Origin of the sequence: Proteus mirabilis ATCC 29906 (assembly GCF_000160755.1) — a bacterium.
GTDB classification, from domain to species: Bacteria; Pseudomonadota; Gammaproteobacteria; order Enterobacterales; family Enterobacteriaceae; genus Proteus; species Proteus mirabilis.
Map to the genome: position 1 here is coordinate 550,048 of NZ_GG668576.1, position 11,846 is coordinate 561,893.

Below are 11,846 nucleotides of genomic sequence, written 5' to 3' on the forward strand. Positions count from 1 at the left end.
TTTGCGAAATGCGCTTATTTTGCCTAAGTTAATTTCCAAAAGTAATAACTAATAAGTTATTGACATAATAACGAAAGCGAGACTATTTCAGGGAGCGTCCAATGAAAGTGAAAACCAAATTATTATCATTACTTGTGATGGGTGCTCTCAGTGCCCCTGTATTGGCAGCAACACCCGCCAATACATTGATTGTAGTACAAGGCCTTGATGATATTGTTAGCCTTGATCCTGCCGAAAGTAACGAATTATCAAGTATTCAGACCGTACCAAGTTTATATCAACGTATTGTTCAGCCTAACCGTGACAATCCAGAAATTAACGAGCCAATTTTAGTCGAGAGTTGGCAGGCTCACCCTGAACAAAAATCTATCGTCTTTAAAATTAAACAGGATGCAAAATTTGCCTCCGGTAATAGCGTACGCCCAGAAGATATTATCTTCTCTTACCAGCGTGCAGTGACGATGAATAAATCCCCTGCTTTTATTTTAAATGTGCTAGGTTGGAAAGCAGATAATATTAATACCCTATTGAAAAAAGTCAGTGATAAAGAGATTGAAGTACGTTGGACAGCAGATGTTAGCCCTGATGTGGTACTTAACATCCTTTCTACACCAATCGCTTCTATTGTTGATGAGAAATTGATTGCCGCACATATTAAAAATAATGACTTTGGTAATAATTGGCTAAAAATGAATTCGGCTGGTAGTGGTGCTTATAAAATGCGTGCCTACAAACCTCGCCAAGCCATTGTGTTAGAAGCTAACCCTCTTTCACCGACCGGTGCGCCTAAGATAGCCAATATTATTATCAAAAATGTGCCCGATCCCGCTTCACGCCGTCTGTTAATTGAAAAAGGCGATGCGGATATTGCCCGTGACTTAGGTACAGACCAAACTGCAGCATTAGCAGGTAAACCTGGCATTCAAATTTTAAATATCCCTTCTGCTGAGCAAGTCTATATGGCGTTTAATACCGGTAGCGGAAATCCGCTTCTTAGCAATCCGGCATTTTGGCAAGCAGCGCGCTATTTGGTCGATTATAAAGGGATCACCAATGACTTAATGCGTGGGCAATATTTTATTCACCAAAGTTTCTTACCGGTGGGATTACCGGGGGCATTAGAAGATAATCCATTTAGTTTTGATCCGCAAAAAGCGAAAGATATCTTAGCAAAAGCAGGAATTACTCATGCACGTTTTACTCTCGATGTAGAAAACAAAGTTCCTTACATCACCGTTGCACAATCTATTCAAGCAAGCTTTGCACAAGCGGGTGTACAGGTTGATCTGTTACCTGCTGCCGGTAGTCAAGTTTATAGCCGAGTGAGAGCAAGGCAGCACCAAGCGGCGATCCGTTTTTGGATCCCCGACTATTTTGATGCTCACTCCAATGCTAGCGCTTTTGCCTATAATGACGGGCAATCAAATACCGTGGCTTGGTTAAATAATTGGAATATTCCTGAGTTAAGTAAACAAACACTCGTCGCCCTTAATGAAGCGGATAAGGCTAAACGTCAGTCCCTTTATACTGAAATGCAAAAAGAGCTACAACGCAGTTCACCTTACGTGTTTATCGACCAAGGCAAAAATCAGATTGTATTACGGGATAACGTGAAAGGTTATGCTCAAGGTCTAAATGCCGATATGGTCTATTACGACAAAGTCACTAAGTGATCATTTTCCTGCCGCCACTCACAATCATGTTATTGTGAGTGGTCTATTTTTTGCGATTTCAAGGCTGTTGCCGTATGAATACACTCACGATATCCACTCGCCTAAAAAGCCAGTTGTTTACCTTGGTTCAAGGTATATTGACATTGGCGCTAACACTTTTAGGGTTACTGGTTATTACTTTTACGCTTTCTGCGTTTTCCCCTGTTGATCCTGTTTTACAAATTGTTGGTGATCACGCCAGTATTGAAACTTATAATCAAGTAAAACATGAGTTAGGGTTAGATTTACCCATCTACATGCAATTTTTCCACTATGTAGAAGCACTATTGCAAGGAAATTTAGGTACGGCGACGTCAACGGGTCAACCGGTATTTGATGATTTAATCGCCACCTTTCCAGCCACTTTGGAATTAGCCACTGTCGCCTTAGTCATTGGCGCTAGTTTGGGGATTTTATTTGGTGTGTTATGTGCGCGTTTTGTTGGCACCCCCTTTGATTTTACCTTACGCTTTTTAACGCTATTAGGTAGCTCAGTCCCTATTTTCTGGTTAGGTTTGATATTACTCCTTATTTTTTATGCCACATTGCAATGGACAGCAGGCCCAGGACGTTTGGATGATATTTATCAATTTACCATTGAGCCTGTAACCGGCTTTGCCTTGATTGACACTCTACTGGCAGGTGATAAAGATGCCTTTCTAAACGCCCTATCACATCTCATATTACCGGTTTCTCTGCTAGCCTATTTTGCGCTGGCATCTATTACCCGTTTAACACGCTCTGCCTGTTTAAATGAGATGAATAAAGAGTACGTCACTCTCGCCAGAGCAAAAGGGATTGGCGAATTACGTCTCTTATTTACCCATGTATTACCTAATATTCGCGGTGTGTTGATGACCATTATCGCCTTGTCTTATACAGGGATGTTAGAAGGTGCCGTATTAACAGAAACGGTATTTTCTTGGCCGGGGATTGGTCGTTATCTCACAACGGCTCTCTTTGCGGGTGATACCACCGCAATTATGGGGGGCACACTTGTTATTGGTCTATGTTTTGTGCTGATTAATAATATGACAGATATCGTTATTCGTTTGACTGATCCGAGGTTACGCTAATGTCACTCTCCTTTTTAACAAAAATAGCGCGTTCACCTTCAGCGTTTATCGGTCTGTCATTGTTGCTTCTTCTGCTACTAATTGCCATTTTTGCCCCTTGGCTAGCGCCTTATGATCCAAATTGGCAACACGCTGCACAACGCTTATTAGCCCCCAATGCTGCACACTGGTTAGGTACTGATAGTTATGGTCGCGATATTCTTTCACGCTTAATTTATGGTACACGCCCAATGTTAGGTTTGGTGGGTCTTGTTGCCTTGATAACACTACCATTAGGGCTATTTATTGGCATTTTATCCGGTTATTACGGCGGTTGGACAGAGCGGATTTTAATGCGTTTTACCGACATCATTATGTCTATGCCCTCCTTAATTTTAGCCTTTGCCTTTGTCGCCATGTTAGGGCCGGGATTACTTAACGGTGCATTAGCCCTTGCACTTACAGCATGGCCGGCTTATGCCCGCCAAGCCCGTAGTGAAATTCAACACTTACGTAATAGTGATTACCTTGCAGCCGCTGAAATGATGGGAATTAACGGTATTAGACTATTATGGGGGCATATTCTTCCTTTATGTTTACCGTCTGCCATTGTACGTTTAGCCCTTAATTTAGCGGTGATCATTCTTGCTGCAGCAGGTTTAGGTTTCCTTGGGCTAGGTGCTCGCCCTCCCATGGCGGAATGGGGAGCAATGATTGCCGAAGGGATGCCCGTTATTTTTGATCAGTGGTGGGTGGCAGCTATTCCGGGTACGGCAATTTTGATCAGTAGCCTTGCTTTTAACTTATTGGGTGATGGATTACGCGATGTATTAGGAGAAAGCCATGAATAAAGCCCCTTTAATCGAAGTCGATAATCTGTGTATTGATTTTCCACGTGCTAGAGTGGTGAATAATGTCTCCTTTCAGTTAGGACAAGAGCGGTTAGCACTGGTGGGTGAATCTGGTTCAGGAAAATCGATGACGGCACGCTCATTAATGGGCTTAGTGCGTAAGCCGGGCAAAGTTTCTGCTGATAAATTGCATTTTATGGGGGACGATCTCCTCGCTTATTCTCCTAAGCAATGGAACCAGTTACGAGGAAAAACAATATCAATGGTATTACAAGATCCTCGTTATGCATTAAACCCAGTGAAAACCATTTATCAGCAAGTAGAAGAAACGGTAAAACTCCATCAAAAATTATCCCATAAAGATCGACATGCATTAATTACTGAAACTTTGCTTTCTGTGGGATTACCGGAACAGAGTATTTCTCGCTACCCCGGTGAATTATCGGGCGGTATGGGACAACGCGCGATGATCGCTATTGCGCTGATTAATAACCCAACGGTACTGATTGCGGATGAGCCAACTTCCGCACTAGATGCACAGCTACGACATCAAATATTAGAACTTATCATTACCCAATGCGCACAACGAGATATGGCTTTGTTGTTAATTAGCCATGATCTACCTTTAGTGGCTGAATATTGTGATCGTGTTATGGTCATGTATCAAGGGGAGCAAGTGGATGAACTTGAGGCAAAAGCATTACCTCAAGCCACACATCCATACACCCGCACCTTATGGACCTGTCGCCCTAATGCGAGTACCTATGGCACACAATTACCGGTATTAGATAGAACACTGAATTTTAAAGGTACACCTTATGCTAATTGATATTCATCATTTACGCGTTCAATTTGAACAAAATAGACAGATTAAGCAGGTGGTAAAAGGTGTCAATCTACAAGTTAAACAAGGCGAAACCTTTAGTTTAATTGGTCGTTCTGGTTGCGGTAAATCAACTGTATTACGGGTTATAGCCGGATTATTACATCATTGGCAAGGGGATATTAAGTTGTTAGGGCAAGCAATTAAGCCACAGCAACGCTTTCAAGGTAAGTTACGCCGTAACATACAGATGGTGTTTCAAGATCCCTATGCTTCATTACACCCTCAACATCGGATAGAACGAGCATTTATTGAGCCGTTAAAAATTCATCATATTGCTTATGATAAAACAACAATAACCTCAGCGTTAGAGCAAGTCGGTTTAGAAGGCGATATTGCTTATCGTTATCCACATCAACTATCAGGTGGACAACGTCAACGTGTGGCTATAGCCAGAGCATTACTGTTGCAACCACAGTTGTTATTGTTAGATGAGCCTACCTCTGCACTGGATATGTCGGTACAAGCAGAAATTTTAAATCTGCTTAATACCTTAAAAAAACAACATAACATGACTTACCTTTTGGTCAGCCATGATGCAGATGTTATTGCACATATGTCGGATAGCGCAGCGCTAATGGAAGAGGGTCAATTGACTTGCTATTATGATAGAAAAGCGCTTTCTCAAGGGCTTCATCGTCTTGATTAATTAAAAATAGCAACAAAAAAGATAACAAAGAGAGAAATGATAAGAGCAGTATTAAATATCAATACTGCTCCTTTGGTAATATTACACTGTGCTTATACTAATAATCCCGGAAAAATAGAACGTAACCCGGTGACAATAAATTCAATACCTAACGACATCAACAATAACCCCATAATACGCGTGACAACGTTGATACCGGTTTGACCTAAGTATTTAACTAATAAAGTGGCACTACGAAACAGTAACCAACAACAAAAAGCAAAAAAGATACTGGTCGCAGCAAGACCTAAGAAATTAGTCACCCCTTCCCAACGTGAACTCCAAACAATACAGGAGCTAATTGCGCCAGGACCTGCCATCAATGGCAATGCTAAAGGCACCACCGCAACACTGCTACGTACTGCTGATTCATTTTTTTCTTGGTTATTTTGTTTATCTTCTCCTAAGCGCCCATTTATCATGGTCATTGCGATTGTCACTATCAGCATCCCCCCAGCGATACGAAATGAGTCAATAGAGATGCCAAAAATACTCAGTATCGAATCACCTATTAATAGGGAAATAACCAAAATAATCGCAACGGAGCCATTGGCAATTAAGTTTGTTTTATTACGTCCTGCATCCGTTTGATAACTCGTCATACTGATAAATACAGGCAAGATCCCTATCGGGTTTACAATAGCAAAAAGACCGACAAAAAATTTAATATAACCGGATAAATCCAGCAGTGCCCCCATGAAAAGCCCCTTCTTGGCTAATAAACATGCGAATTATGCTCTAAAAGATAGAGTAACTCCAAAAAATGCGCGTTACTTTAAATCAATAAACCAGTTAATTCTATTACTTAACATTATTTTGGCTAAATTTTTCGCTAGTAAACAACCATAACTCCAGTGATTTAATTTTATATCCTAGAGAGTCTTACAACAAAAAAATAGTCCATTTATTTTTGTAATTAATTATCATTACCATTTAAACACTTGCTGAAAGGTGTCAGCTTGCTATTATTGTGATGTAGATCACTTTAATTAATTAGAAAGATGATAAGCTGTCATCATTCAGAAAAAGGAGATCTTTTTAAAATATATTTGTATTTGTTATTGTTTTTTCTTAGCTTTTTAAGCAAATTAGAGCTTCTAATAATAATGACTTAAATAAGTATAGAAATTTTGATTTGAGCTATTCTTATTTAGTGATGATTTTACCGGCTAATTTGCTTAAAAAGTTTAACATTTTATCAGGAGTCTCTTTATGTCTGTAACTAACGTTACTGAACTCAATGATCTGGTTGCTCGTGTAAAAAAAGCTCAGCTTGAATTTGCTAACTTTTCTCAAGAAAAAGTTGATGCAATTTTTCGTGCTGCTGCATTAGCTGCCGCTGACGCCCGTATTCCTCTTGCAAAATTAGCTGTTGAAGAGTCTGGCATGGGTATCGTTGAAGATAAAGTGATCAAAAACCACTTTGCTTCAGAATATATCTACAATGCGTATAAGGACGAAAAAACCTGCGGTATTTTGTCTGAAGATTTAACCTACGGTACTATCACTATTGCTGAACCTATCGGTATTATCTGTGGTATCGTGCCAACAACTAACCCTACTTCTACCGCTATTTTTAAAGCATTAATCAGCTTAAAAACACGCAACGGTATTATTTTCTCTCCACATCCACGGGCGAAATTAGCCACAAACCGTGCGGCTGAAATTGTGTTAAACGCTGCAATCGCCGCGGGTGCACCAAAAGATATTATCGGCTGGATCGATGAACCTTCAGTGGCATTATCCAATGCATTAATGCACCATGATGATATTAACCTGATCTTAGCGACAGGTGGCCCAGGAATGGTAAAAGCCGCTTACAGTTCAGGTAAACCTGCTATCGGTGTTGGTGCGGGTAATACTCCTGTTGTTATTGATGACTCAGCAGACATTAAACGTGCAGTTGCTTCTATTTTGATGTCAAAAACCTTTGATAATGGGGTTATTTGTGCTTCAGAGCAATCTGTTATCGTCGTAGACAGTATCTATAAACAAGTTCGTGAACGTTTCGCCACTCACGGCGGCTACATGTTAACCGGTAAAGAGTTAAAAGCTGTTCAAGATATTATCTTAAAAGATGGTAACTTGAATGCGGCCATCGTTGGTCAACCGGCAGTGAAAATCGCAGAAATGGCCGGTATTGAAGTGCCTGTTAACACTAAGATTTTAATTGGTGAAGTTAAAGAAACTACTGATGCAGAACCTTTTGCTCACGAAAAACTATCTCCTCTGTTAGCAATGTACCATGCACAAAACTTTGAAGATGCGGTACATAAAGCAGAAAAATTAGTTGAAATGGGCGGTATTGGTCATACTTCTTGTTTATATACCGATCAAGACAACTGTCCTGAACATGTTGCCTACTTTGGCGACAAAATGAAAACTTCCCGTATTTTAATCAATACACCGGCATCACAAGGGGGTATTGGTGACTTATACAACTTTAAACTCGCTCCTTCTCTCACTTTAGGCTGTGGCTCATGGGGTGGTAACTCCATTTCTGAGAACGTAGGGCCAAAACACCTTATCAACACTAAAACCGTGGCGAAAAGAGCAGAAAATATGTTGTGGCACAAACTTCCTAAATCAATTTATTTCCGCCGTGGTTGCTTACCTATTGCACTGGAAGAGATTGCAACTGATGGTAAAAAACGCGCATTTATCGTTACAGACAGTTTCTTATTCAACAACGGTTACGTTGATGAAGTGACCAATGTACTGAAAAAATTTGGTGTTGAAACGGAAGTTTTCTTTGAAGTTGAAGCAGATCCCACATTAAGTGTCGTACGCAAAGGTGCAGAGCAGATGAACAGCTTTAAACCTGATGTGATCATCGCATTAGGTGGCGGTTCACCAATGGATGCGGCTAAGATTATGTGGGTAATGTATGAACACCCAGAAACACACTTCGAAGAATTAGCATTACGCTTTATGGATATCCGTAAACGTATTTATAAATTCCCGAAAATGGGTGTGAAGGCTCAAATGGTAGCAATTACCACAACATCAGGTACAGGCTCTGAAGTTACACCATTTGCTGTTGTGACTGATGATGAAACAGGCCAAAAATATCCATTAGCAGACTACGCATTAACGCCAGATATGGCGATTGTAGATGCCAATCTGGTGATGAATATGCCAAAATCACTCTGTGCTTTTGGTGGTTTAGATGCGGTGACTCACGCATTAGAAGCTTATGTTTCTGTATTAGCCAATGAGTATTCTGATGGTCAGGCACTGCAAGCTCTGAAATTGCTGAAAGAATATCTGCCAGCAAGCTATCATGAAGGTGCTAAAAATCCGGTTGCTCGTGAGCGTGTCCACAATGCAGCCACCATCGCAGGTATTGCATTTGCTAACGCCTTCTTAGGGGTTTGTCACTCAATGGCGCATAAATTAGGCTCTGAATTCCATATTCCTCATGGTCTTGCTAATGCGTTATTAATTTCTAACGTTATTCGTTATAACGCGAATGATAACCCAACAAAACAGACTGCATTTAGCCAATATGACCGTCCACAAGCACGTCGTCGTTATGCTGAAATTGCTGATCACTTAGAACTGTCTGCTCCTGGTGATCGCACAGCCGCTAAGATTGAAAAACTGTTAGCTTGGTTAGAAGAGATGAAATCTTCATTAGGTATCCCTGCTTCTATCCGTGAGGCGGGCGTACAAGAAAGTGATTTCTTAGCGAAAGTGGATAAATTATCAGAAGATGCGTTTGATGATCAGTGTACTGGTGCTAACCCACGTTATCCGCTGATCTCTGAGTTAAAACAACTGTTATTAGATTCTTACTACGGCCGCGAATTTAACGAGCACCCTGTTGCTGAGGTAAAAGAAGCGAAGCCTGCGAAAAAAAGCAGTAAGAAATAATAGCGCTATCTCTGTATTAACAGATTAGCCTTCAATCTTCGTTGATTGCTTTACTATAAAACCAGCCACAAGGCTGGTTTTATTTTGTCTATCAATGGATAACAATAATGTTCTAATCCCCTTATCTCTCAATTTATTTTTCTTCCTTGTATTTAATATGACGTCCAGCAAGATAGATGAGAGAGCCGCCTTGTGATTATCACTTTTAGGTATACGTTGCTAAAACAGCACCAATCGCCCTCTCCCTCATTTTTATCAACATCCATCTCTTTATTCAGCTTAACCGTGATTAAGCACTTAACGTGCTTTACAGCGCCTTGATATCTGATTACCTAGAAATGAAAACGCTAAAATTTCTCATTGAGTTAAACCACACGACACAATTATTCTTATGATAAGGTTTATCACACAAAAATGAGAGTTGAGCAAAAGTAGGCACTATTAATGTAATAAAATGAGGTGCTTATTTTTTAATAAGCACTTTTTACCGCAACACCATAAAAAAGAGAAATATCAAAAGATTTTGATCTATCGAAGAAAGGAATAAACTTATAAAAATAAAATTTCAATAAAATATTATCGAACTCACTTTTGCTTATTAAGCAGTATATAACATTCAAAGTAGGGGCTATTTGTGTATTTTTTATCTAATAAATACTACTTTAGTGGTAATTCACATGTTTATATTTGGTCTATTAAGCACAGTTTCCTCTTTTTTACTCATAACCAATATGAATATTTAGATATAAACATTTCACCTGAGCCATTAAATGGTTGAAATATTTTTTCACTCACAAGCATTTTTTCTCTTCTTTATTCAGTTTTATTAAACTATAAATAATGGCGAAGTATCAAATGTCATCATCTTAGAACATTTGTAAAAATCAATATCTACATCACAAAACAAAGAACCTACGTATATCTGATTACCTTTTTATTGATTAAAGATAATGAAACGGAGAAAACGAATAAATGTTTCTAGAAAAAAACTAACATTTTTTTACATTATTGATGCTATTTTCAGTTATGAATTATAAAATACAGTAAATATAAAACGTAACTTCTAAAAATAGATAACCTTTTTTTAGTATAACAAGAGATAACATTTATTTAGACGATTATATTTCCCCCCCTCTATTCCCGCACCAATTAACAATAGAGAAGAGGAATTTTGCATTATAACTGTTCAATTCGTCCTTTTAACGTAGCCTCTGTATAATGTTTGCGGCACACTGAAACATATTTTTCATTACCACCTATTTCCACTTGTGCGCCGTCTGAAAGTACTTTCCCATTTGCCGCTAAGCGTAATACTTTATTTGCTTTACGCCCGCAGTAACAAACTGTTTTAAGCTCAACGAGCTTGTCAGCCCATGCAAGCAAATAAGCACTACCAGTAAATAATTCACCTCTAAAATCCGTTCTTAAGCCATAGGTTAAAACGGGTATATCATAACTATCGGTAATTTCACAAAGTTGCTCTACATGTGCTTTAGTCAAAAATTGGCATTCATCAATCAAAACACAATGAATAGGCTCTTTATTATTTTCAGCTAAAATAGCATCACGAATATTCATATCATCACTGAAAAGCAATGCATCAGCACTTAACCCTATCCTTGAGGTTACTTTTCCCTTGGCAAAACGCGTGTCTATCGCTGCCGTAAAAATCAAAGTTCGCATTCCTCGCTCATTATAGTTATAAGAAGACTGCAATAAAGATGTTGATTTTCCGGCATTCATAGCTGAATAATAAAAGTAAAGCTGAGCCATCAGCTCTCTCCTTAAATAGTGTGTATTATCGCGGGAAGCAGTTTAACATAAACAAACGAGAAGTTATCAACGACAACTATTTATAGCCTTTATTTCTATAAAAGATATAGCGAAAAAAGCGCAGGATCACTGATGAGGCAAATTTTTTGTTTAAAAAATAAATAGCCTTAATAGGTACTTAACATATTAACCCCGCCTTTGATATACAGTTATTAAACTATGAAAGTTACTCTAAGCGCATTTTTAGAAAAAAATCCGTTATTATAAAAAAGTAGACAACGTTTTCTATTCTTTTACATTAGCGCTATCACCAGTTAAAAGATGTATATCATTACTAATATTTCCTTTATTGGCGAAAGATGCCCCAACTTTTAATATTTTTTTGTAAAGATATTCGTTTTAAAAAAAGAAAATTTACGTTTGGTTTGTATTTAGCTATTGCAGAATTTTAAATAGCAATCTATTATTAGTATTACATCAGCCAACAACATTTATTTGAGACCAGGAAAATGAGCGAATCTTTAAAAATATTAAATAACATCCGTACTCTTCGTGCACAGGCAAGAGAAACTTCTTTAGAAACTTTAGAAGAAATGCTTGAGAAACTTGAAGTCGTTGTTAATGAACGCCGCGAAGAAGAACAAGCAATGCAAGCTGAAATTGAAGAACGTCAGCAAAAATTACAAAAATACCGTGAGCTATTAATTGCCGATGGTATTGATCCAACTGACCTGCTTGAAGCTGCTGGCGCAAGCAAAACTGGTCGTGCTAAACGTGCAGCACGTCCTGCTAAATATTCATACGTTGATGATAATGGTGAAACTAAAACTTGGACAGGCCAAGGCCGTACACCAGCTGTAATCAAACGTGCAATTGAAGAAGAAGGCAAATCTTTAGAAGATTTCCTCATCTAATTTAATGCATACTCTATTTAAAATACCCTTTTAAAAATTAAAAGGGTATTTTTCTTGTTTAGTCATTTTTATTAAACGAGCGTTTAACTTTAAT

At 38.7% G+C, this 11,846-nt stretch carries 9 protein-coding genes; 7 read left to right on the forward strand and 2 right to left on the reverse strand.

Annotation, left to right across the window (positions count from 1 at the left end; genetic code table 11):
• Positions 1-107: 107 nt before the first annotated feature.
• The 5 genes from HMPREF0693_RS02515 (at position 108) to HMPREF0693_RS02535 (ending at position 5,150) form a co-directional block, all read left to right on the forward strand.
• Entirely contained in the window at positions 108-1,673 is a 1,566-nt protein-coding gene (locus tag HMPREF0693_RS02515) for an ABC transporter substrate-binding protein (protein ID WP_170827679.1), read from the forward strand.
• 74 nt (positions 1,674-1,747) lie between these two features.
• The gene (locus HMPREF0693_RS02520) at positions 1,748-2,788 is read left to right on the forward strand and encodes an ABC transporter permease (protein WP_004243238.1); all 1,041 of its coding nucleotides are present in this window, start codon (positions 1,748-1,750) and stop codon (positions 2,786-2,788) included.
• Positions 2,788-3,618 (forward strand): ABC transporter permease, encoded by an 831-nt coding sequence (locus tag HMPREF0693_RS02525; RefSeq protein ID WP_004243239.1) that lies wholly within the window; start codon positions 2,788-2,790, stop codon positions 3,616-3,618. The genes HMPREF0693_RS02520 and HMPREF0693_RS02525 overlap by 1 nt, the downstream gene beginning before the upstream one ends.
• Complete coding sequence (locus HMPREF0693_RS02530) at positions 3,611-4,447, forward strand: ABC transporter ATP-binding protein (RefSeq protein WP_004243241.1); 837 nt, start codon at positions 3,611-3,613, stop codon at positions 4,445-4,447. The genes HMPREF0693_RS02525 and HMPREF0693_RS02530 overlap by 8 nt, the downstream gene beginning before the upstream one ends.
• Positions 4,437-5,150 (forward strand): ABC transporter ATP-binding protein, encoded by a 714-nt coding sequence (locus HMPREF0693_RS02535; RefSeq protein ID WP_004243243.1) that lies wholly within the window; start codon positions 4,437-4,439, stop codon positions 5,148-5,150. Before HMPREF0693_RS02530 ends, HMPREF0693_RS02535 begins: the two co-directional genes overlap by 11 nt.
• A gap of 92 nt (positions 5,151-5,242) precedes the next feature.
• Here HMPREF0693_RS02535 and HMPREF0693_RS02540 read toward each other — a convergent pair whose 3' ends face one another.
• Complete coding sequence (locus tag HMPREF0693_RS02540) at positions 5,243-5,887, reverse strand: YchE family NAAT transporter (protein WP_004243244.1); 645 nt, start codon at positions 5,885-5,887, stop codon at positions 5,243-5,245.
• A gap of 514 nt (positions 5,888-6,401) precedes the next feature.
• Here HMPREF0693_RS02540 and adhE point away from each other — a divergent pair.
• Positions 6,402-9,065 (forward strand): bifunctional acetaldehyde-CoA/alcohol dehydrogenase, encoded by a 2,664-nt coding sequence (gene adhE / locus HMPREF0693_RS02545; protein ID WP_004243246.1) that lies wholly within the window; start codon positions 6,402-6,404, stop codon positions 9,063-9,065.
• Between the two features lie 1,176 nt (positions 9,066-10,241).
• On the opposite strand, the gene HMPREF0693_RS02550 is transcribed toward adhE, so the two are convergent.
• A complete protein-coding gene (locus tag HMPREF0693_RS02550; protein WP_004243248.1) occupies positions 10,242-10,838 on the reverse strand; it encodes a thymidine kinase in 597 nt (198 codons plus the stop codon).
• 509 nt (positions 10,839-11,347) lie between these two features.
• Between HMPREF0693_RS02550 and hns the strand changes: the two genes are divergently transcribed.
• A complete protein-coding gene (hns, locus tag HMPREF0693_RS02555; protein ID WP_004243249.1) occupies positions 11,348-11,752 on the forward strand; it encodes a histone-like nucleoid-structuring protein H-NS in 405 nt (134 codons plus the stop codon).
• Positions 11,753-11,846: the final 94 nt, after the last annotated feature.

Excerpts from the sequence above, each read along its gene's own strand:
- HMPREF0693_RS02520 (WP_004243238.1), top strand. The coding sequence starts at position 1,748 with ATGAATACACTCACGATATCCACTCGCCTAAAAAGCCAGTTGTTTACC.
- HMPREF0693_RS02525 (WP_004243239.1), top strand. The coding sequence starts at position 2,788 with ATGTCACTCTCCTTTTTAACAAAAATAGCGCGTTCACCTTCAGCGTTT.
- HMPREF0693_RS02530 (WP_004243241.1), top strand. The coding sequence starts at position 3,611 with ATGAATAAAGCCCCTTTAATCGAAGTCGATAATCTGTGTATTGATTTT.
- HMPREF0693_RS02535 (WP_004243243.1), top strand. The coding sequence starts at position 4,437 with ATGCTAATTGATATTCATCATTTACGCGTTCAATTTGAACAAAATAGA.
- HMPREF0693_RS02540 (WP_004243244.1), bottom strand. The coding sequence starts at position 5,887 with ATGGGGGCACTGCTGGATTTATCCGGTTATATTAAATTTTTTGTCGGT.
- adhE (WP_004243246.1), top strand. The coding sequence starts at position 6,402 with ATGTCTGTAACTAACGTTACTGAACTCAATGATCTGGTTGCTCGTGTA.
- HMPREF0693_RS02550 (WP_004243248.1), bottom strand. The coding sequence starts at position 10,838 with ATGGCTCAGCTTTACTTTTATTATTCAGCTATGAATGCCGGAAAATCA.
- hns (WP_004243249.1), top strand. The coding sequence starts at position 11,348 with ATGAGCGAATCTTTAAAAATATTAAATAACATCCGTACTCTTCGTGCA.